Below are 22,925 nucleotides of genomic sequence, written 5' to 3'. Positions count from 1 at the left end.
CGATGGATTCGCAACGCAATCTTTTATTCATCGCTTGGCTATTTGTTTCGTTTTTGCTTTGGCAGACATGGGAAAGTGATAAAACACAACCTATAAAAACTGACCAAATCATAAAACAAATGGATATGCCAAGTCATGATGACCAAGCTAATCTGGGTCATGAGCAAGCTAAATTTATCACCGTAAAAACTGATGTGCTTAAATTACGCATCAATACTCGCGGAGGTGATATTGATGAGGCTGATCTACTGCTTTACCCTAAGGAATTACACTCATCTGAGCCGTTTCGTTTATTGGAAACCAGTAAAGAGTTTATTTATCAAGCACAGAGCGGCTTGATCGGTCAGGATGGTCCCGATAATCCAGGCTACAATAACGGATTGCGTCCTTTATATCTCTCAACTGCAACCAATTATGTGTTGCAAGATGGCCAAGATGAACTGCGTGTTCCTCTTACCTTCACAGGTAAAGATGGCGTAGTTTATCAAAAAGTCTATGTATTAAAACGTGGTAAATATAATATTTCTGTTGAGTATAATATTGACAATAACAGTGCCAAGCCATTGACGCTGGCTTTTTTTGGTCAATTGAAACAGACTGCGGAACTACCAAAAGAGCGTGATACAGGAAGTAATAATTTTGCTTTACATACCTATCGCGGTGCAGCGTATTCTTCCGATGAAACGAATTATAAAAAATATAGTTTCAGTGATATTACTGATAATAACTTAAACGTTAATACCAAAGGTGGTTGGATCGCAATGTTGCAGCAATATTTTGCGACTGCATGGATCCCCGGCTATCAGAACCAAAACACCTTTTATACAATTGATTTAGATAAAGCCATTGCTATTATTGGCTATAAGAGTTCGCCGATAACAGTAGCGGCTAATAGTAAAGAAAATTACACTTCAACCTTGTGGGTAGGTCCTGAATTACAAGCGGAAATGGCAGCAGTTGCTCCTCATTTAGATTTAACCGTTGATTATGGTTGGTTGTGGTTTATTTCTCAACCGTTATTTAAGTTATTGAAATTTATTCATGGTTTTATCGGTAATTGGGGTTTTTCCATCATCGTTATTACTTTTATTGTGCGCGGGATTATGTATCCATTAACCAAGGCACAATATACATCAATGGCAAAAATGCGTCTGTTGCATCCTAAACTTGCGGCGATGAAAGAACGGATTGGTGATGATAAGCAACGCATGAGCCAAGAAATGATGACGCTCTATAAAGCAGAAAAAGTTAATCCATTGGGTGGTTGTCTGCCCTTATTGATTCAGATGCCTATTTTCCTTGCTTTATACTATATGTTGATGGGCTCTGTCGAGCTACGGCATGCTCCCTTCATTGGTTGGATCCAAGATCTATCAGCCCAGGATCCATACTATATTTTGCCGTTGTTAATGGGCTTAACGATGTATATTATTCAGAAAATGTCGCCAACGACAGTTACTGATCCTATGCAACAGAAGATTATGACCTATATGCCGGTTATTTTTACGGTATTTTTCCTGTGGTTTCCTTCTGGTTTGGTTTTATACTATATCGTTAGTAACCTAGTGACGATTATTCAACAACAAATTATTTATCGTGGATTAGAAAAGCGTGGCCTACATAGTCGCGATAAAAAATAAGTATTGGCATTTTGTTATTTGCTATGGATGAAAATAACAAAATAGAAAATGTATTAAGGCGGTCTAATGACCGCCTTAATCATATTTATTGTAACAATTGAGAGTAAAATGAGTATATATACTAATGATACAATTATTGCGCAGGCAACGCCTCCTGGACGTGGTGGTGTTGGTATTTTGCGAATATCTGGGCCAAAAGTTATTCAAGTTGCCCGCATTGTTTTAGGTAAATTACCTCAGCCACGCTATGCCGATTACCTTCCTTTCTATGATAGTAATGGTAAAGTGATGGATCAGGGAATAGCCCTCTATTTTCCCGCCCCCAACTCATTTACTGGTGAAGATGTTCTTGAATTGCAAGGACATGGTGGTCCGGTAATTATTGATTTATTACTTAAGCGGATTTTAGCGATCGGTGAAATCCGTATTGCCAATCCAGGTGAATTTTCTGAACGCGCTTTTCTTAATGACAAAATGGATTTAGCTCAGGCAGAAGCGATTGCTGATCTAATCGATGCGAGTACTGAACAGGCAGCGCGTTCAGCGGTAAATTCTTTACAAGGTGTTTTTTCGCAACAGATCTATGAAATGGTGGAAGCGCTTACTAACTTGCGTATTTACGTTGAAGCGGCAATTGATTTTCCCGATGAAGAGATTGATTTTTTATCGGATGGCAAGATAGAAGCAAAATTGAATGAGGTGATAGCCCATTTAGATAGTGTGCGTTCACAAGCTTACCAAGGCAGCTTATTACGAGAAGGCATGAAAGTTGTGATTGCTGGACGACCGAATGCCGGTAAATCTAGCTTATTAAACGCACTATCTGGCCGTGAAGCGGCAATTGTAACGGATATTGCTGGTACAACCCGAGATGTATTACGTGAACATATTCATATTGATGGTATGCCATTGCATATTATTGATACGGCTGGTTTGCGTGAAGCAACAGATGAAGTTGAGAGGATAGGTATTGAACGAGCTTGGCAGGAAATAGAGCAAGCTGATCATATTTTATTTATGGTGGATAGCACGACGACACAGGCAACTAAACCGGAGCAGATTTGGCCAGAATTTATAGCGCGATTGCCGAAGTCTTTACCTATTACGGTCATTAGAAATAAAGTAGATATAACTGATGAACCAATAGCGATAACAAAAGTTGGTGATTACTCACTTATATGTCTTTCAGCTTATTTAAAAGAGGGTATTGATTTATTACGTCAACATTTGAAAGAAAGCATTGGATTTAATCAGCATATTGAAGGGGGATTCTTAGCCAGACGCCGTCATATTCAAGCGCTTAATATCGCAGCTGAACATTTACAGCAAGGTTATCAACAGTTAGTGGTTGCTCATTCAGGCGAGTTATTAGCAGAAGAACTCCGTTTGACTCAACAAGCATTGAGTGAAATTACAGGAGAATTTAGCTCTGATGATTTATTAGGTCGTATTTTTTCCAGTTTCTGTATTGGTAAGTAAGTGCGGTTTTATTCAGATTTACAGAAATTCATCGTTCAGTATAACTAATTATTATATAAGATTTTTATACCTATTTAGTTATAAGAAAATATATATAACTCCATTATTGTGCTTTTTTCTATTGCTATGTGTCATGCTCATTTTTCACATTGAAATTTGCTTATAATCATATTTTGGTATGATAAGCAGCATGGCATAGTACTAGAATTATACCTTTTGTTTGATTTGTAACATTACTAGTAGTTAAAGGAGTATCTAGTAATGGCGTTGATGTTATTAATTGTTTTTGTTGTGGCTATTATTGTTATATGGAATGTTTATGCAACAAAAAAGAGAAAGGAGTATTTACTGAATAAGTATGGTAATACGGGAATTGTGGAAAAAATAATAAACCGTTATTTTTAGGTTGGCCAAACATCTGATCATCTGATCAATTAATAGATTCTTTAGGTAAACCGGCAGATATTTCTACTAAAATAATGAAAACAAGATATAGAGAAACATGAAAATATAATCAGACCGGTAAAAATCGATATGGTTTACCTATTACTCTGGATGACCATGTGGTGCAACGGTGGGAGCAGAAATAATCTTAAGTGGCCATAATTGTGCTTATAATAAAAATATATAATCAATTAAATAATTCTCTTCTGCGGTTTTTTAGTCAGTGATTAATAAAATGATTAAATGGAAGTTGTATTTGAATTTTGATAAATAATGTTATTTTTATTTACATTTTTCTTTTCACATAAAAAAGATTACAGTAATATAGTTATCAGTTCTATGAATTTTTAATCAATCTAACCCTAAGATTAACAATAGGATTAATAGACTATGCTCCCTTCTTTGTCATATTATACGGCAACAAATAGTGCTTATTGTAATACAAATTTAGCTTCTTAATCGGCTACTCGAAGAATGACAGCAGAAGACTATCTTATTGAAAGTTTGGGCGGAATTGATAGTCCAGAGAACAAAAAGTGGGCGCATGAATTATTGTCTAAATATGATTTTCCGGCAAATAGTTGCCATAACTCATTAGAATTTGCTATCCATTATTTACAATGTCAACAAATTCCCGATTGGGCAGAGCAATACAAAATAGCCCCTATTGAAACGAACGTTATTGATCAAGAGGGAAATGTCTGTACCTTATCTTATTTTGCTAACCACCCGATCCATTCAGGCGTTGATGGTGAAGTTTTTCAAGATAATGATGAAAATTATGTTTTAAAAAAATACCATGAAAACTACAACTACTTGGATGACAGTGAGCTTGGCACCATTGAAAAATCTATTGCTTTTTTTTGTCACTACTATGGCGAAGACAGTGCAAAAATTTATTATGATGAGGAAAATTTATTTGTCAGAATGAAGAAAATCGCCGGTATACCTTTAAGTAAGATAGATTCGTTACCGACAGATGCAATTGAAAAATTTGAATCTATGTTGGCGACTATGGTAGAAAAAAATATTTTTCATTCAGATTTACAACAAGATAATATCCTGTGGGATCGTTATGAAAGCAAATTCAATCCAATTGATTTTGGTGATGATCCTAGAAATTATTCCAGCATATTAGATCCAGAAGAACTTTTACAAGAATTAAAGTATAATGCAGAAAATTGTGTAAAACTTATCGAACAAAAAATAATTACTCCCGATAAGCAGACAAATTTATTTCAGCAGATGATATTCAGAAATTTGGTTTAGTCTAATGATGACATTCACCTCGGCCTAAAAGTCGAGGGTTGTTAAGTTAGCTAAAATATTATTATCTTATCATTAAATTGAATAATCATAATTTTATGATTTTTATATTAAGATTTATAACAATATTATTGGATATAAAATAGGTGTTGATAAATTTATCTATTTTTTATTAATAGTATTTATCAAAATAAATAAAGCTTTTAATTTTACATTAATTATTACTACTCAAATAGTCTTTATTTTATTCTAAGAATTTTATTGCAGTTAGTAAGTAGCCACTGCATATGTATTTAGCTGTGGCGTAAAGAAAATAATTATTTCATATCGTTATTCAGTACTGAATAAAATAATTTAAATTAGTCGACTAGCTTTTGGTACTTTTACTCATTCTATCAATATAAGCCATACCAAAGGCAGATAAAACAAAAGCTAAGTGGATAATAACACTCCACATTATTTTATTATCCGGCACTTTTTCAGCTTCCATAAACAGTCGTAAAAGATGAACTGAAGAAATCGCAACAATTGATGAGGCAACTTTATTTTTAATGGAATTAACGTCCATTTTTCCCATCCAGCTCAATTTTTGATGTTTATCATCAACGGTCATTTTTAAAATAAAGTTTTCATAACCTGAAAACATCACCATAACTAAAAGTCCACCAACTAGTGCAATATCAACAAGTGATAAAACCGTCAATATTAATCCTGATTCAGTGATAGTAAAAAGTTCAGGGATGATATGAATTATCTGCTGAAAAAATTTTAAAGTGAGTAAAATAAATCCAAATGATAGTCCTATATAAACAGGAAATAGTAGCCACCTTGATGCATAAATGATTTTTTCAATCGACTTTTCCATGTTATTTATCCTTCTTTTATTTGAATTTCTAAAATTTAATTGCCAACGGTATTACTTTTGCTTTAAAAATAAACAAAGCGTTGATGCTATTTTAAGCTGTGATTTTAATAATTATCATTAAAGCCAGATTAGGATATTTTTCTCTTAATAATCCAGCCTAAAAGTTTTATCATAAACTCCATTCATAAAACAGTTTTAGCAACTCAAGCTAGTTTATCATTAAGTGTAATTGGGGATCTTCTTTTTCTTTCTTCTCTATTAGGCAAAATAATTTATTTTTAATATTTTTTTAACAAAATGGAAACGATTTTAGAAGAAAATTGGCTTCATCATCAGTACATTTTTTATCAATAAGTGGTAATAAAACTAAATTGGATAGAAATAATCTTATATAGTATTTATTCCATAAAATTTTTCAAAAAACATATTATAACTAATTGATTATCATGTTATTTATTATGTTGATTCATTAAATCTGATATTGGTTATCACTAAAAAGACAGAATACATTAACTCATTTAAAAATAAAATCATTTAATTGAAAATATAAGCAAAGATTTAAAAGAAAATTTTTAATTCATATAAGTATTCGAAGCCATCTAGATTAGATATTTATTTAACTGTTATCTTAATACTATAAAAAATTTTGATTAAAATTTTAGCAGCTACAGTTAATTATATTTATTTTTGACTAAATAAACAAAAAATAATATTTAATAGTGGTTAAAAATGACTATTTGTAGATACCTTATCTTGGATAACAAGTTTAAATCAAAATCCCATTGATAGAGTTAAACATGATTTAATTAGCTCTTTGAAAGATAATATCAATCAATATAAATATTTTAAACTAATAAATTAAAAACTCATTAATATTAAGAAATATACTTTGCTATAATATAGCTTACTTACTGATAGCTGTATTTTCAGTTAGTGCAATAGCATGCAGCCTAATAAAAAAATTGAACAAATGATCACTGCTGATAGAAGTGAAACAACCCTATTCTTCCAATAACTCGATAGTGGGTATACTGTACAAAATGTTTTTTTGCTGATGTTAAATATAATAACTGTATTCTTATCAATGGCAAGCAATACCAAAGATAATATCTTTATCGCCTTGTGAAGCTAAATTTCGGTGTAATGACTGAGGGGTAAGCTACCTAATATACTATTATCTTACTCAGTGAAAATGACCAAGCTGGCGTCCATTTTATTTTTATCAAGAGGGTAAGGTCATAGGAAGACAGGGGGTTAGTCTTGATTGCTATGAGATTGACAGATAATGCTATTGAGTTGGCCTTACAACTTAGCCTCAGTTTAAGTATGTCACCTATAACAAAGGCTAGTAAAAACAGCGAACCCAATACTGGTTCAAATCTGGAGATATGGCTTATATATTAATGATTAATCCGTTAATGAGTAGATGTATTGGTAAATTGTCCATTTTTTGTCTAATTTTCCTGATCCTTCTCGGTTTTTTTCATTGATAACCATCGCTTTATTGCTCTTATCGGAGCATATTGTGATGAAGGATCTGTTTCTTTTATGGGCGCGGACGATGCCTTGTTGAGCGTTAAATTAGCTAAAATAGCGATCACTGTGCCTATGGTAATGCCGCTATGAAGGAACATTTGCATCATGCTAGGAAATCCTTCAAATAAATGTGGCACCATGATAGGCATCAGGCCTAAACCTAATGTTAATGCCACCACCATTTCGTTATTATTATGTCGATAGGTAATACTGCTGAGTGTGCGAATTCCCGATACGGCGACCATACCAAACATAATGACGCCGGCCCCGCCCAATATCGGTTTAGGAATTGCCACAACCAGTGCCGCCATTTTGGCAAACATGCCCATTAAAATAAGGAGCACACCCGATACAGAGACCACGAAGCGGCTACGCACACCAGTAAGACCAATCAACCCAACATTTTGTGCAAACGCAGCATAAGGAAAAAGATTAAACAGCCCTCCTACCATAGTTGCAATACCGCAGGCGTTGAGACCGTTACGTAAAGTGGTAGCATCGGCCTTTTTGTCAACCATATCACCAATCATTATCATTGATGACATGGTTTCTATCATCACTACCACCATAACCATAGACAACAATGCGACTGGAATAATGTGAAATTCTGGCTTAGCCAGCCACATGATTTTGGGAAAATTAACCCAAGGCGTTGAATTAACGAAATGAAAATCAAGGGGCAGAAAGAAACTCCAAATAACCGTACCACCTATTAAACCAAGAAGCACCGCAATATTTTTAATCATTCCAGTCATAAAATGATAAATATGAAGAATAATAATGAGTGTCAGTGCCGCCATGACAAGCGGAAGAATGCCCCCATTATTGCCGCTAATAATCCAATTGCCTGCTACCGGCATCAGTGAAAGTCCAATCAGTGTTACAATCGAACCCATGACAACTTTAGGGAAAAAGCGCACAAGATGGCATATCCAGGGTGAGCATATCAGCGTGAATAATCCCGCGATAATTACGGCGCCGGAAATGCCGCTAATGCCATACTGTTTACCGATTAGTATCATGGGAACCAGTGCGGCAAATGTGCAGCCTTGCACTAATGGCAAGCGACAGCCAATCCATGAGCCAAAGCCGAAGGATTGGGCAATGGTCGCTATACCACAGATAAACAGATCAGTACTAATTAATAGAATAATTTGCTCAACGGGTAAGCCAACAGCATTACCGATAACTAATGGAACGGCGACTGCGCCTGCATACATCACTAAGACATGTTGCAGCCCGTAAAGTATCATTTGCCCAATGGGCAGGACTTCGTTAACTGGGGCTGATTGGTGCTTGGAGAGAACAGATCCTTTCATAAAGTTACATCACTCCTGTTGGTGAGTACTTCGTTAACCGGGCTGATCGGTGTTTGGAAAGAACAGTTAATGTGCATATTAGAACAGTATTTGGCATACAAACTAATCTAAATTGATCCAATCAGCATTTCAGCAAATATCAATAACTATGCGTAACCCATGCCAATATGAATAAAGAGGTAAAAGTGTTGGTGTCATTCGTGAATTAAGTCACGTTTTGTTGGTGGCTAGGCTGGGGAATGGCAAAGTATTGTTAAAAACGGACCAGATAATCATATTTTATACTTGAGGCTAATTCTCATCTTGAGAATATAAGAAAAGTGGCTGATTACGACTATTTGTTTTCAACTTAGTGTTAAAGCTGTGAGCGATATTATTTGGATCAGCGGCAAAATTTACTTTTATCTGGCTTTTACTAGTCGAAAAGCGATATTTTCTTGTTTCACTGTGATACGTGATTCTCAAAGTGAGAATACTTTATGACAAAAAAATGAAGAGTGCTAAACATGATAAAGGCAACTTTTTGATGTAAATCGCAAAATTCTAAGTTAAGCATAAATTATTAAAAAAGTTTGCCCAATTATTGCATCCTTATTGGAACAATATACCTGAGCTTACCAGCTAGGAGAGCGAATGAATAAAATGATTATTGCTGATCCAAGTGAATGCATCGGTTGTCATGTTTGTGAAATTGCCTGTGTGGTTGCTCATAATCATCAATGTTGGCCACGGAGCACACGTGAATTTGTCCCGCGTATCAGAGTATTGAACGAGGCAAAAAACAGTATTGCGGTAACCTGCCGTCATTGTAATAACGCACCTTGTATTACCAGTTGTCCGGTGAATGCATTATCTTTTGTTAACGCAACCGTTCAGCTTGATCAAACTCGCTGTATCGGTTGTAAAAGTTGCATTATAGCCTGCCCGTTCGGCGCTATTGATATGGTACTGGCAGTGGATTCAGATATCGTCCTGGCGCAAAAATGTGATATGTGTCAGACAATAAATACAGGCCAGCCAGCTTGTGTGACACATTGTCCCACGCAAGCATTAAGGATTGTTGATGAGCAGACGTTGTTAACTTTGCGCCAAGAGAGACAACAAAGGACGATAGATAGCAGAGATTTTCGCCAGTTCGAAAAACAGCCGCAGCGTAAACAGATATTAAATAAGCCGCTGCGAAAAGGGGCGCAGAAAGTTTCTGCTCAACAACGTATTCAGCATTTTGTCGAGATTTATATTGGACTTGATGAGCAGCAAGCTCTTTATGAAAGCACACGTTGCCTCTATTGCGCACAAAAAGCGTATTGCAACTTAACATGCCCTTTACATAACCACATTCCAGATTTCATTCAGTTAGTCAGTAAAGGAAACATTATGGACGCGGTGGAATTATGCCATCAGTCTAGTTCTTTACCAGAAATATGTGGTCGTGTTTGCCCACAAGATAGGTTATGTGAAGGAGCATGTACTCTGAAACAACATAGTGGATCGGTCGCTATTGGAAATTTGGAGCGCTATATTACTGACACTGCACTGGCACAAGGCTGGCGACCAAATTTATCGCAAGTAATTCCGCGTTCGGAACGAGTAGCGATAATCGGTGCAGGACCTTCTGGTCTAGGTTGTGCTGATATCCTCGCACGAGCGGGGGTTAAGGCTGATGTGTATGAGCGTCATCCCGAGATCGGTGGATTACTAACTTTTGGTATCCCCCCTTTCAAACTTGATAAGCAGTTATTGAGCTCAAGACGCAATATCTTCAGTGAGATGGGTATTTAGTTTCATCTTAATTGCGAAATTGGTCAGGATATCCCTTTCTCTACGTTGACTAATGATTATGATGCTATTTTCCTCGGTACAGGAACGTATGGTTTGATGAACATTGGGTTGGAAAATGAGCATGCGCCAGGCGTGATACAGGCGCTAGATTTTTTGACGGCCAGCACGCGGCAGGTGATGGGATTAGACGATGATCCTCGCTATCCTTGGGTTGATATAACCGATAAAAAAGTGGTGGTGGTAGGAGGCAGTGATACTGCAATGGATTGTCTGCGTACGGCAGTACGACTTAATGCTGCCAGTGTAACCTGTGCTTATCGACGCAATGAAGCTAGCATGCCTGGTTCGAAAAAAGAGGTGATTAATGCACGAGAAGAAGGTGTTGAATTCTTATTTAACGTTTCAGCTCAGCACATTGTGCTAGATGATACTGGAAAAGTATCAGCAGTAAAACTTACGCGTGTTCAGTTGGCGGAGCCAGGTAAAGATGGACGGCGAAGACTGCAACTGATTGCCGGCTCAGAATTTGAACTGGCGGTCGATGTGTTAATCATTGCTTTTGGTTTTCAGCCACATGATATGCCATGGTTACAGGGACACAATATTAACCTTGATGATTGGGGTTTGATCCAAACCGGCGGTCAAGGACGTTTGTTGACACAAACTAGCAACGATAAAATATTTGCCGGTGGAGATGCCGTGCATGGTGCAGATTTAGTTGTAACGGCAATGGCGGCGGACCGACAGGCTGCGCGGGACATGCTTAAATTGTTCGATCGAAAAGTATCTAACAACCAATAAGTGACTAAATTGGCATTGATGAATATCAAAGTGGATAAAAATGGGTAATTGTTTGAATGGTTGACTGATTATAAAGGTTTAATGGATTAAGAGGTTTTGCTCGCAGATAAATATATTAAAATGTTAATTCATTAATTAAATCAATAAAAATGAAAAAATTTAATATTTTTAAAATTAGTTTTTAATTATCAGGCTAGCAGAAAAAGCGGAAATCAGGCCAAGGGACTAGCATAATCTAACAGTAAAACCGTGATGTTAAATTAACAACATACTATTTGATAAAATAAATATATGAAGACAATTTTGCACTTTTACGTAAAGTTGTAAATTGTTTAATTAACTATTGAGTCATAATTCGTAATCAGCTAAAGTAATATCGTTATTGGTAGACGCTAATAACCGAGGTTTTGCAGCCTTGTTCACTAACACACTGGTAAAAAGTTTTACCAGTGCTACTTGTAGCGCCCTTTATGGCGGTTCAGGTAGGGGAGCCGAAAGGCTCGCCGGAGTTAGTGCCGGTCTGCAAACCTTATCTGGATCGCCTCCAAAAGAAAAGGGATAGTAAAAATGCTTGATTTTAGCTATAACTGGCACGGCGCTAACTTTGTTGCTGCATTACAAGAAAATATAACTCTATCATCTATTTCCCATAAATTCGGATTAAACTCAAAGATACTAAAAAATAGACTTATTCGCCTTTTTTCAATGGGTGAAAAGTGTATTATTGCTGCTTTAGAGCCTCATCCATCTGCAATCTTGTCAAGTTATTATTGCGATAGCATAAAAGCTTTCCAATAGAAGCATTGATATTGAATGTATTACTTAATAAAAAAATTATTTTGCTGTGAACGACTATTTCGATTTAATAATCTTAATGTTATTTTTTAATGTGAGAAAGAAAGTTAAAATTTAGGATTATAAAATTAAATATTTTTTGAAAAAAAACTATTTTCAAATCCATCTTATCACCTTATGAAATTACATATGATATTATTTACCTAAGTTATTAAGAGGTGTTGATGAGCAATAATATCAATGATAAATCCATTAATATTATCGATTCAATTATTACGATGGTAGAAAATCTAGATGAACCTTGGGGAATTAAAAGTATAAAGTCAGAACATATTTATATGAATAATTCTGCTCGTCTCTTCACAAATACACCAAAAAATTTTTCTATCGAAGGTAAAATGGATAAAGCATTTCCTACTACTTGGAGTGAATTATTTCAGGTGTTTAAAGAACATGACGAATTAACGAAAATTGAATCTTCTACGACGAGAGTAATTGAAATAGATTACTGGAATGGGAGTCCAATCTTAATACCTTATATCAGTGAAAAAATACCTATTTTAAATAAAGATAAACAATGTATTGCAATTTTATGGAATGCAAAAAAAATACTTAATATAAACCCATTGATCTATCATGAAAAAAAGCTGTCAATATATTAAAAACTTATCAAGAAAGCTGTTTTTTTTCCAAACGAGAACTTGAAATAATATTTTTGCTTCAACAAAGACTCGGTAGTAAAGAAATAGCGAAATATTTAAACCTCTCACCTATAACAGTAAATCATAAATTACAGGTTATTTATCAAAAAACGGGTGTTAATTCAGCCAGACAACTTATTGAATACTGTAAAACTTATTCTCTTGATAACTTTATACCTGAACGTTTTTTAACTCCAGGTGTTCTTTTCATAACAAAGTGAATTAATTATATGAACTTAATAGATAACTATCCAACAAGTCGTGTTCCCACTAATATACGTTTATCATTTCTGAGTGTTACATTAGTTCATGCTGGAATGTTAACTGCGTTAGATCAATTTATGCTAGGCGCAGTACTAGGTAATTCAATGACTTTAACTGACGCTTTTTTAGCTATTTTCATTAGTAGTATTATTTTTGGCGTTATTACCTTTGCTTTAGGCTTTGCGGGAATGAAAGAAGGGTTATCCAGTAGTCTTTTAGCCAGATGGTGTGGTTTTGGGCGTATTGGTTCAGTTTTGGTCAGCCTTACAATAGCCATTAGCTTGGTCGGTTGGTTTGGAGTACAAAATGCTGTCTTTGCTAAAGGACTTAATTATGCTTTAGGCAATAAATTAGGCTTTGAATGGTCAGCTACATTATCTGGTTTATTTTTGACGATCTTAGTTGCTTTTGGTTTTAAAGCATTACGATTTACTGCTTGGATTGCGGTTCCTTTTTTTGTCATCGTGATTTTATTTATCTCAGCAGGAATTCTTGAGCATCATAATATGATGGATTTGATTCAGTCAGTTCCTAGTGGTGAAACGATAACCTTATCTTCTGCAATTACTTTAATCATGGGAGGATGTATCGTTGCCACTCTTATTACGCCAGATATGAGTCGATACTCAAAAAATAGTCGTCAGGTATTTTGGATGGTTATGGTATCAATTATTCTTGGTGAATTTGTTATTAATGGACTGGCAATATTATTAGCCAGGGCACAAAATACGGCAGATGTCGTAACCATTATGACGCAAACGGCTGGAGGTATTGGTTTATTAGTAGTCATCTTTTCTACTTTGCGGGTTAATGATATTAATCTTTATTCATCGTCATTGAGTATTGCCAATTCAATTTCAATATTGACGGGCAAAAAAGTTAATTACACAATTCTGACTTTATCCATTGGTATTATTGGTACAACTCTTTCTGTTTTAGGTATTTTAGACAGGTTTGTTGGTTTTTTGACTATTCTTGGGGTTATTTTTCCGCCAATAGTTGGTGTTATGCTAACGGATTATTTTATTATAAAGACTCATAGAAATATTCTTAAGGAAACGCTACAAGGGGAGAAAATCCCAGCCAATAAAGATACACCTTTAATTGGTTGGAATGCTGTTTTCGCCTGTGTAATAGCCAGTATTCTTGGCATAACAGTGGAAACAGGTATACCAACGGTTAATTCTCTCCTCGCTGCAAGTATTATTTACGGTTTATTAAGTATAATTAAAAGATAAATAACAGTTAACAACGGAAAAAATTGTAATAATGGCGACCACTCATAACATAATTAGCTGGTCGCTCCAAATAGTAATAGTAGATTAGTCGTTACAGTTAACCCATTTAGCAAACATCTGTGCTTTTAAGCGGCTTTGATAAATAATAGCGGGTGTAACAGTGTGCAAATTTGTCTAAGTGGCCATATTCCTTATAGCCTAATTTTTTATAAAAATTAACAGCTTGAAAGTCAAAAGTATCAACATAGGCCATATGGCACTTTCTTTTTATTGCTTCATTTTCTGCTTTATTCATTAAATCTTTTCCAAAGCCCTTTTTTCGGTAGTTTTCTGCTATCCATAGATATTGGATATCTAAGCCACCCCACCATGTTCTGGCAATCAAGCCACCAACAATGTTTTCATTATCCATTAAAGTCACTCTTAGCGGATGCATATCTACAGTGGTAAAGTTGGAGTTATGTTTCCACAGACTATCGATGATAGTATTTTCTTCTGCAATATTTTCTTTATCGGTAAGTATAAATTTCATATTAGTATCATCCTTGTTGTTTGTTGCTAAAAAATATTTTTAAATTTTGTGTATATCAATTAGTTATTCATGTTATAAATCTTTTTTATCATGTTTTTTTAGTTTTTAATCAATGAATTGATGATGTTAGATTTTTTATATATTTTAAGGTTTTATGTTAATTTTAGGTTTAGTTTTATCTTTCAATCATCGTGTTATTTTACTGGCATTAAAGTAATTTGGTTTATTCTATTAGCAGAAAATCACCTAATAATCAAGGCTAATTATTAACCTTTTTTATAACTTAGAATTTGTTTAATGTAGTTAACAAAAGAAGATATAACAGCTTTGTTTTTATTATAAGTTTAGCGGTTTTTTATTTAAAAATCTTATAGTTAGTTTAAAGGCTTTTGCCAACACCAGGGTATATTTATATTTTAAATTTAAAAAACGATGGAGAAAATAGAGGTACGGATATATTGATTCTAACGAGGTAAATTTAAGTTAGCAAAAATAAAACCAGGAATAACCGTTTTTGACGATGAAAAAATATTAATAATAAAGCTAAGGGATGTATAAATAACATAAAAGGGATTAATTTATCGATTTTATATCGATACAAGTAATGAAATACTAATGGGCAAAGTAGTAAAAGTAATCATTATTAAATGATCGTACAAGTATGTGATATTTACTAAGTAGAATAAACAGTTAAAAAAATAATAAATTTAGTCTTAATTTCAGTAAGTTAATCGACATCAAAAACGCACTTCTTTCCTTGTTGTGCGTTTTATTTTTTTATCAATTAATGGTAGCTGTGTTGGCTCAGTTAACAACGGCACAGTCGGCCACGGTTAAAACAGATCCTAGTTGAATTCTTGTAGGTACTCACTCTTCATTTAGTTCAAAAAGAGATTAAAATGTAGGTTGCTTATTAAGTAGTATTATATTTAATTTCTATCTAGGTTGAACTCTACTTCGGTACTCATGGTTGAACTTATATGAACAGGCTTAGGTCCGATCGAACGACTCTTTGCAATGGCCGTTAATGCGGCCTTATCAAGGGTATTGAAACCAGAAGAGCGAATGATTTTAGCGTCATATAAGCTACCGTCAGTATTAATATTAAATTGTAATAATACTCGCCCACGATGGCGTTTTTTTCTGGCTTGACGGGGATATATTTTATTGCGCTCAATTTCTTGTTTGACTAGTGAATAATAGCGTTCACCTTCTTTTTGTTCACCTACCTTTATTTGAGAAGGATCATGATTTAGAGCCCCGCCTTGCATGGTGGTGTCATTATTGCCGTTGAAATTCTCTGCGGGATAAACCGATGGATTCTTATTCTTATTTATTTCCTTCTTGGTTTCTGAGAAAGTTTTATTATTAGTTTTTTTGACCGCTGTTATTTTCTTTTTATTATTGATTTTTTCTTGTTTCTGCTCAACGGCTAGTACTGGATTTACTGGTGAATCAGGTAGAATAATTGGTAGCGATTCACTAGAAGATCTATTTATTTCTGATGTAGTTTCTATACTGGCTGAGATCAAGGTAATTGTTGTATTAGGAGAAATATTATGGTGACTGGCTAATGTCGGCGTAGAATTAGCCGAAGTCGATAAGCACAGCCATATTAAAGCAATATGTAAAATAATAGATAATACAATATAAGCTAACAGTCTTATCATAATTTTTTATCTCAATATTTTAGTTGGTTTAATATGGTTGTGTTATTGTTTATTTAATTAAAACTTACTATTAAAACTAAGTTTAAAAGTTCTTCCCGGAGCAGGCATCATAGAGCGAGTTAACGGGTCGAGATAATATTCATCAGTTAAATTGGTTCCGGTTAATTCTACTGACATATTGTCATTAATTTTATAATCCACATAGGCATCAATTGTAAAAATTGGATCCCAACGCATTGGATTATTATTCGTACCTAAATAGGAATTAGGTTTAATTATCATCAAATGCTTTTCATCACGATTTTCTGCTTTACTATGATAGGTAAATCGACTGCCAATTTTGATTTTTTTATCCCATAAACGAGCACCTAAATTCATATTCAGGGAGTATTTAGGTTGAATTGCAGTACGTAAAAAACCACCCGGAAAACCACCATCAATACATTCTGGAATATTGTGTTGATTATAAGGATCTAAATAATGACTGGTATTAAGATCACAAACTTTATTTTTTATATTATAAACGTAACTAATATCACTAAAAATAAAATCATTATCATAACGCGTCTGTATTTCAATACCGGATAATAACTGTCTATCCATTTGGGTAAAATTATATGCCATATCACGATCGAATACGTTTTCTATCGTGGTGTCAAAATAGATTAATTTAATATCAGCGTGTTTTTCTGTTTTTAATAGATTTGCCAAATTATAGTGAATACCAAATTCTTGTGTTTTAGCGCGTTCCGGTTTGGTTTTTTCACCCATAACAATTCGACGTTCGTCGGAAAAGCCAACGCCGTCTTCATATAAGCTGGGCATTCTGACTGATTCGGCATAACGAAGATAAACACTTAAATCATCCGTGATCGATATGCCCGCTGAGAGGACAGGGGCAATACCGTGATCTTTGCGTTTTTTCTCTTTTTGCCATAGCGTGTCTTCTGGCCGAGCAACAAGAATTTTATCCCCATCTGTAATCTGATCAGAATAATAGCGTTTTACCGTTTTCCAGTTTTAGCATCAATCGTTTCTTCATCTATATTTATTTTACCGTTAAAGAAAGGGTTATCCTTTTTATGCAATTTTCCATCGTTAGGGTTGTAAAGTAAGGTAATCGATTTTGGTCGATAATTGGTTCCATTTATATCGGGTTTTTGCACTTGCTTGTTAGTACCTATCTGAATCAGGTATTCATCTTGTTGTGTATACTGTTTTCTTGTTGCCAGCGTTAGCTCGATACGTTGTTTTTTTAATTTATCGATATTGTTTGTTAGCGCTATTTTTTGCTGCTCATTAAGTTGATTTTTATTATCGGCTAAGGCCTCTGTTAATCGAGCTATTTCTGTCTTATAAATATGGTGTTTGTTGGCAGCTAGTTTTTTTATTCGTTTCTTCCAGTCATCGGCATAAGCATCATTGTCATAATCTTGTTGATTAACTGATTGAAAAAAGGGTACATTATAGCCGGCAAGATAGCCGCTCTTTTGGTAGCCGCTTATTTTTTCAGTTCTTTTTCTATTGACTAGATCATCAATTGACCAATAAGTCACATAATTGGCGCCGGCGGAGAAAGTTAAGAATTCCACCGGTTGCCAGTCGAATTTAAACCCCAGTTGATACTCTTGCCGACGGCCTTCTTTGCCTGGATATTGGAAATAACTAACCCTTACACCAGTATATTCCGTATGGTTAATTAATTTTTCATTCTGAAAGCGGCCGTTCAGGGTAAGATTTAAATTAGGTGTCAGGGTAAATATATTACTAATGTCCAAACCCCAGCGATTATTTTCATTACTATTATTAGCGCTATTGATTAAACTACCATCAATAGTGGGATTTTTAATTGCGGTGCCAAACTTATAGAAGGTGTTAGTATCCCAATCAGCATCTCTGTCCTTTGGGGCTCTTGGGTAGCCGCCTGCACTATTGGTATTTGCATCAGTATGATTAAACCAAGCACTCAGATAAAAATCGAACCATCGACTATCAAGCGGTTGGTATTTAAGGCTGGCACTACCGGCTTTTTGGTGCACCTGAGCTAAAGGTCATTGCGGAACCAAATTATGTTCGACATCAACAAAACCCAGTCGAGAGGGCATAATATCACCAAATTCCAGTCGGGAATCGCGATAAGTAAAATTAACCGTTAAATCATCAGCCAGATGCCAATTATTTTTTAGCAACAGCGATTTCATCATGTTGGACGTGTTAGGCACTTCTTTGCCTGGATGATAAATATTGGCAACAAAAGGCATATAAGGATCGATTATTATTCTAGGGTTGGTAAATTCTTTTTTCTTCTCATTAGTAAGCGAATAACGATAACGATTTGCTCCCCTGGTACCGGCAAAATAGTTGCCTTTATTGCGATAACTTGAGGCCAGCAATAAATCAAATTTCTCTTGGCGCAAGCCAATGGCAACCCGATAAGCATAATCATCCAAACCGCCTAATTTTCTATCATGGTAATGATGGGGATGGATATTGATTAAAGGATCATCAAATAAAAAGGCATAAGATTTCATTCCTCCAGGAAGATTACGATAGTCCTCGCCTAATGGTAAATTTTTGAGTTGCGGCTTAATCGCGTTATTGCTACCTTCTAATTTAACCGCGAAACCAAAGTTTTCATTTGCTGGCAGAATGTCATTAATATTAATTGTTTTAATAGTAATGCCACCGCCGATCGAACTTTTAATATGACGTGATAGCGAAGGCCCTTTTTCAATTTCAATTGAACTAATTAAATTAGGATCAAGATAGTTTCGGTTATTGGCACCATTGTAGCCACGGGTTACTGTAATTGATTGCTCAGTACCATCGACAGTTAAGGGGATCCGTCCTTGCCCTTGAATGCCACGAATATTGGGATCGATTGCCGCGCCATTACGTGCTTCACCGCTATATACACCCGGCGTAGATTGAAACAGATTGGCAGGGGAAGCCCCCTTGAAACGTTCTATCATCTCTTTGCCAATATAAATGTTGGAAATATTTTTATCGTAGATATTGTCATAACCATGTTCATCTTGTTGTGACATATCAGAAACCTGAATTTTACCTAAATGTTTTTTTTCCGTGTTTGCTTGCTTGTCCGAAGATGGCTGTTCAGCATAGCTAATAGCGGGGATAATTAAAGTAGCAAGTGATATAGCAAATGCTATCGGTTTTTGGCGGCAGTTTAAAAAATACATGATTTCCTTACCTAAAATAATTTTTAAATTAACAATCAAAAATAACGTTCAAAATTGAGTTGCAGATCGTTTTTTTGATAGCGATAAAGCCAGCCGACATTGCTATTATTGTTGCGATGAAAAAAGGTAATAGAGGGTGTGAAGCCAATAATTTTTATGGTTAGTTTTAATTTAATTGCATAGATCCATTCTGTATCACGTCGCTTGGCACCTAATCGCTTATCAAAATGTTTAAATTGATGTTGATTCCAAAGTGATGAAAGACTGGTTTCCAGATAAGGTAATGACCTAAATTTAACGCCGCCACTAATATCATAGCGGTGGTAATCGTTTATTTGCCATTGATGGAAATGTTGGGAAAAACCCAAAGAGAGATACCAATTCATATTGTTGAAAGGATAATTAATGGAAAAAGAAGTTTCGTGCTTCAGGCCATTATTATGTTGTCCTTGGTAATAGTCTTTCCATTTAACTTGGTGATTTAAAACAAAATCTAATTTAGCGGCCATATCAGGATGATAACGCCACTCAATTTTTCCGCCTATTTCATAGGCATTTGGATCTTCTGCCCCTTGTTCATAACCCACTAAGGGGCCGGCTAATAAATAATGGTATGATGATTGAAAATGGTAGCCAGTGTAGATATTAGCTTGATAGCCATTATAGGTGTTGTTTTGCCGATAGATTTGACCATTTGCCGTTAGGCGAATAAAAATCGCATGAGGCTCTTGCAACATAAATGACTGTTGGGTCAAACCGAATAAAGAAAAGCCTGATGAGGTAATTTTTTTCGGCGTTTTACGAGTTAATCGGCAATCACCAGCACTATTTTTTTGTAAGCACTCTGCTGGGCTACCAGGCGATTTATTCAGATTATCTGTTAGGTGGTAACCTAGTGAAAGTGTGGCAAAGAAAGGATTTTTATTATTAACCAGAATGAGAAGATATTTTATTTTTTTCTTAACCAAGTCAGGTAAATCTTGCTGTGCTATTAATTCATTTAATAATGACTTTGCTTTATGATAAATTCGGTTTTCAATATAAATATAACTTAAATCGAGCTTGGCACGCGTAAAGTGAGGATTTATTGTTATCGCCTGGGATAAATAGTGCATAGCAGATTGAGGCTCTCGATTTTTATATGATAAACAAACCTGAATAAAATAGATCAAACTCTTATCGTGATAATTATTTTTTATTAATTTATTTAAATAACCTTCAACTTGTTGCCAATCTTTTTTATTAATAGCAATAAAAATATTAGTAATATAATTTTTATTATTTATTTTATTCACTTGTGTATTATTTATTATCAATGAATTAGCGATAGTTAATTTTATATGAAAAAAATAAGAAATAAATAGGATTATAATTAATCGTTTCCTGTTAGTCATTTTTATTTCCATAACAAAAAAGAGCATAGGGTTTCCATGCTCTTTTTAAATTTAAAAAATCAATTATTGTTTAGTGCCGGCAAAAGCGGTATCTAATTGATGATTATTTTCAAATTGAGTAATACCCGCTAAATAGTTGGCATTATCACCAAAGAAGTGGCCTGTGGTGGTTCCTTCAATTGAATCAGCAGAAGCTTTGCCGCTGAAAGAGCCATTCTCTTTAATATCTGCATCAATATTCATGGTTAATGCACTATGACTAAATGAACCTTTCAAGCTGTTTTCGGCAAAATCTGCGGTTAATTCACCGGTCATAAAACCATTGTTAGAATAATCGTTGATCCCTTTGATAGCATAGGTAGCGGTACCGGCATTTGGCATCTCTGTCGTAATGTCTTTACCGGCATAGTAAGCGGTGTGAGAGGCAGAAGACATATCATTATCTTGTGCCCATTCACCGAAGAAAACATCAACATCGTCCAGTTTGGCAAATGCAAATGAACCCATATTGGGGTGGTGGGAAGAGCTGGTACCACCAAGCTTATAAACGTTATTATCATCTTTGGGAGAGATCATTGCTAAACCGGGAAAGCCGATTTTTTTACTCCCATGTAAATCAGTTAAACCAATAGCGGAATCACCTTTTTTGGCTTTATGAAAGCGATTAGAAGCTTCTTCTATTTCACCAATAATTAGACGATTATCATTAGAGGTATTTGATTTATTATAACCGGTTATTGCCTGGCTAAAGCCAATATATCCAATTAATAGTGTTAGCAAGGTAATAATATTTAATTTCTTCATTTTTAATTCCTTGTAAAAATATTAATTTTTATTTGACAAAAAATGGCATAGACAAATAAAGTTTTGCCTGAAATAAACCTTAAAGTAAAAAAGAACCCAAGTAAATGATAATTATTATCATTTGCTTGTGAGGGAAATAAATATATAACTAAGGAATTTAATAGCGGTATGATTTAATTTTATTTTTTAATATTAGTGGTTATTAAGTATTAAAAATTTAAATTTAAAAATGTGATCTCAATTAAAAAAATAATGCAATAAATAGAAACAAATTATTTTATAAAATATTTGGTTCTATTTATTTAATGATATTTATTGAATGTAAATAATATTTTTAAATTTAATTATTACGTTAAGCGTTCGGGGTAACTAAAAATGGTGGCTTTACCTGGTCGACAAAATCCAACTAACGTTAATTGATAATTTTGTGCCATTTCAACCGCAAGTGAAGTGACGGCTGAGATAGCAAATAGAATTTCTACTCCGCAGGTTGCTGCTTTTTGTACCATTTCATAACTTGCTCTGCTTGAGATTAACACCGCGCCGTTTTGCCATTTTTCACGGCTTTTCATGCCGATAAGTTTATCAAAGGCAACATGACGGCCGATATCTTCACAGCCTCCAGCTAGCTCGCCGGTTGGGGTTATCCAAGCCGCAGCATGCGTGCAACCGGTTAATTGGCCAATTTTTTGGATCGTATTTAATTGTGATAAAGCCTGATCCAGATAATTTAGTGAAAATGATTGCGTGAAAGGAAGAGGATCAATTGGGCGAAACAGTTGGCTAAGTTGTTCTGTACCACAAATACCGCAGCCAGTACGACCCGTTAGATTGCGTCGTTGTGTTTTCAATGCCATAAACTGGCGAGGTGATAGTTCAATATTTAATTCTATGCCCTTTGAGCCATAGTTATTTATATTGATATCACGAATTTCCTCAACAGATTGGATGATGCCTTCAGACAGTGAAAAACCCAAGGCAAATAGCGTTAAGTCTTTTGGGCTTGCCATCATAACGACATGAGAGATGCCATTGTAGATCATGGCGATAGGAACTTCTTGTGCAACTTTATCCAGATTAAAAAGGTTTAAATTTCCCTTTTTGCAAACTTTTATTTCAGATGCTCCGGTTTTTTCGACATCTTCCTTCATTTCAGTTGCATAAAAATTACTCATTAGCCGAATTCCTAATACTA

At 34.8% G+C, this 22,925-nt stretch carries 18 protein-coding genes and 1 pseudogene; 9 read left to right on the top strand and 10 right to left on the bottom strand.

The window, feature by feature from the left end; all coding sequences use genetic code 11:
• The first annotated feature begins 2 nt into the window (after positions 1-2).
• The 3 genes from yidC (at position 3) to H1X92_RS04850 (ending at position 4,832) form a co-directional block, all read left to right on the top strand.
• Positions 3-1,640, top strand: coding sequence for a membrane protein insertase YidC (gene yidC / locus H1X92_RS04860; protein WP_180559096.1), 1,638 nt, complete (start codon positions 3-5; stop codon positions 1,638-1,640).
• Between the two features lie 114 nt (positions 1,641-1,754).
• A complete protein-coding gene (gene mnmE, locus H1X92_RS04855) occupies positions 1,755-3,119 on the top strand; it encodes a tRNA uridine-5-carboxymethylaminomethyl(34) synthesis GTPase MnmE (RefSeq protein WP_180559124.1) in 1,365 nt (454 codons plus the stop codon).
• Between the two features lie 918 nt (positions 3,120-4,037).
• On the top strand, positions 4,038-4,832 hold the full coding sequence (locus H1X92_RS04850; protein WP_180559095.1) for an OspG family effector kinase: 795 nt from the start codon (positions 4,038-4,040) through the stop codon (positions 4,830-4,832).
• Positions 4,833-5,196: 364 nt separating this feature from the next.
• On the opposite strand, the gene H1X92_RS04845 is transcribed toward H1X92_RS04850, so the two are convergent.
• Both H1X92_RS04845 and H1X92_RS04840 read right to left on the bottom strand, forming a co-directional pair.
• Positions 5,197-5,694, bottom strand: a complete 498-nt coding sequence (locus tag H1X92_RS04845) for a TIGR00645 family protein (protein ID WP_026822405.1) — start codon at positions 5,692-5,694, stop codon at positions 5,197-5,199.
• A gap of 1,454 nt (positions 5,695-7,148) precedes the next feature.
• Positions 7,149-8,549 (bottom strand): nucleobase:cation symporter-2 family protein, encoded by a 1,401-nt coding sequence (locus H1X92_RS04840; protein ID WP_180559094.1) that lies wholly within the window; start codon positions 8,547-8,549, stop codon positions 7,149-7,151.
• A 633-nt stretch (positions 8,550-9,182) separates the two neighbouring features.
• Here H1X92_RS04840 and H1X92_RS04835 point away from each other — a divergent pair.
• The 6 genes and pseudogenes from H1X92_RS04835 (at position 9,183) to H1X92_RS04810 (ending at position 14,130) form a co-directional block, all read left to right on the top strand.
• Positions 9,183-11,132: pseudogene (locus tag H1X92_RS04835) on the top strand (FAD-dependent oxidoreductase).
• A gap of 415 nt (positions 11,133-11,547) precedes the next feature.
• Complete coding sequence (locus H1X92_RS04830) at positions 11,548-11,694, top strand: hypothetical protein (RefSeq protein WP_180559093.1); 147 nt, start codon at positions 11,548-11,550, stop codon at positions 11,692-11,694.
• Between the two features lie 5 nt (positions 11,695-11,699).
• Positions 11,700-11,930, top strand: a complete 231-nt coding sequence (locus H1X92_RS04825) for a helix-turn-helix domain-containing protein (protein WP_180559092.1) — start codon at positions 11,700-11,702, stop codon at positions 11,928-11,930.
• Positions 11,931-12,151: 221 nt separating this feature from the next.
• Positions 12,152-12,589, top strand: a complete 438-nt coding sequence (locus tag H1X92_RS04820) for a hypothetical protein (protein WP_180559091.1) — start codon at positions 12,152-12,154, stop codon at positions 12,587-12,589.
• The gene (locus tag H1X92_RS16200) at positions 12,583-12,849 is read left to right on the top strand and encodes a helix-turn-helix transcriptional regulator (RefSeq protein WP_225507552.1); all 267 of its coding nucleotides are present in this window, start codon (positions 12,583-12,585) and stop codon (positions 12,847-12,849) included. The genes H1X92_RS04820 and H1X92_RS16200 overlap by 7 nt, the downstream gene beginning before the upstream one ends.
• Before the next feature lie 9 nt (positions 12,850-12,858).
• Positions 12,859-14,130, top strand: coding sequence for a cytosine permease (locus tag H1X92_RS04810; protein ID WP_180559089.1), 1,272 nt, complete (start codon positions 12,859-12,861; stop codon positions 14,128-14,130).
• Between the two features lie 106 nt (positions 14,131-14,236).
• On the opposite strand, the gene H1X92_RS04805 is transcribed toward H1X92_RS04810, so the two are convergent.
• The 8 genes from H1X92_RS04805 to fdhD all read right to left on the bottom strand — a co-directional run bounded on the left by H1X92_RS04805 (position 14,237) and on the right by fdhD (position 22,881).
• Positions 14,237-14,662 (bottom strand): GNAT family N-acetyltransferase, encoded by a 426-nt coding sequence (locus tag H1X92_RS04805; RefSeq protein WP_180559088.1) that lies wholly within the window; start codon positions 14,660-14,662, stop codon positions 14,237-14,239.
• 929 nt (positions 14,663-15,591) lie between these two features.
• Positions 15,592-16,332 carry an energy transducer TonB gene (locus H1X92_RS04800; RefSeq protein WP_180559087.1) on the bottom strand — a complete coding sequence of 247 codons (741 nt, stop codon included), beginning with the start codon at positions 16,330-16,332 and terminating at the stop codon, positions 15,592-15,594.
• 57 nt (positions 16,333-16,389) lie between these two features.
• The gene (locus H1X92_RS04795; RefSeq protein ID WP_225507550.1) at positions 16,390-17,298 is read right to left on the bottom strand and encodes a TonB-dependent receptor domain-containing protein; all 909 of its coding nucleotides are present in this window, start codon (positions 17,296-17,298) and stop codon (positions 16,390-16,392) included.
• Between the two features lie 38 nt (positions 17,299-17,336).
• Positions 17,337-18,371: a hypothetical protein gene (locus H1X92_RS04790; RefSeq protein ID WP_180559086.1), complete on the bottom strand. Its 1,035-nt coding sequence runs from the start codon at positions 18,369-18,371 to the stop codon at positions 17,337-17,339.
• A gap of 12 nt (positions 18,372-18,383) precedes the next feature.
• Complete coding sequence (locus H1X92_RS04785) at positions 18,384-19,532, bottom strand: TonB-dependent receptor plug domain-containing protein (protein ID WP_180559085.1); 1,149 nt, start codon at positions 19,530-19,532, stop codon at positions 18,384-18,386.
• 35 nt (positions 19,533-19,567) lie between these two features.
• A complete protein-coding gene (locus H1X92_RS04780; protein ID WP_180559084.1) occupies positions 19,568-20,926 on the bottom strand; it encodes a porin family protein in 1,359 nt (452 codons plus the stop codon).
• 63 nt (positions 20,927-20,989) lie between these two features.
• The gene (locus tag H1X92_RS04775) at positions 20,990-21,730 is read right to left on the bottom strand and encodes a Slam-dependent surface lipoprotein (protein ID WP_180559083.1); all 741 of its coding nucleotides are present in this window, start codon (positions 21,728-21,730) and stop codon (positions 20,990-20,992) included.
• Positions 21,731-22,077: 347 nt separating this feature from the next.
• Positions 22,078-22,881: a formate dehydrogenase accessory sulfurtransferase FdhD gene (gene fdhD, locus H1X92_RS04770; protein WP_233458127.1), complete on the bottom strand. Its 804-nt coding sequence runs from the start codon at positions 22,879-22,881 to the stop codon at positions 22,078-22,080.
• Positions 22,882-22,925 lie beyond the last annotated feature (44 nt).

Source organism: Arsenophonus endosymbiont of Apis mellifera (genome assembly GCF_903968575.1).
Lineage (GTDB): Bacteria > Pseudomonadota > Gammaproteobacteria > Enterobacterales > Enterobacteriaceae > Arsenophonus > Arsenophonus apicola.
The sequence above is the reverse complement of the archived record's forward strand: the minus strand, read 5'-3'. Positions and strand labels throughout refer to the sequence as shown.